1 protein-coding gene is annotated in these 218 nt (G+C 37.2%); it reads right to left on the bottom strand.

What is annotated here, in order from left to right:
* On the bottom strand, positions 1–124 hold a 124-nt coding region (locus tag AAC854_RS24075; protein ID WP_340619231.1), incomplete at its 3' end, for a transposase family protein.
* Positions 125–218: the final 94 nt, after the last annotated feature.

Below are 218 nucleotides of genomic sequence, written 5' to 3'. Positions count from 1 at the left end.
CTGCACCGGCGATGATGGCTGTAATCGACAGAAAAAGGACATCAAACAAAGGATAACTGATCTTAGACGACTGGCGGGGATCTGTTAATGTACTGAAATACTGAGAAAAAGTATCGATACTCATAAGAATACTTCCCGAAAAAAGAAGTATGAAATTATATTTTTTCTTATTCGTCAAACCTGAAATTTTTTAACAAAAAGTTCACGCTCTCGCCCTG

The sequence above is a fragment of the Xenorhabdus entomophaga genome, from assembly GCF_037996725.1.
Lineage (GTDB): Bacteria > Pseudomonadota > Gammaproteobacteria > Enterobacterales > Enterobacteriaceae > Xenorhabdus > Xenorhabdus khoisanae.
The sequence above is the reverse complement of the archived record's forward strand: the minus strand, read 5'-3'. Positions and strand labels throughout refer to the sequence as shown.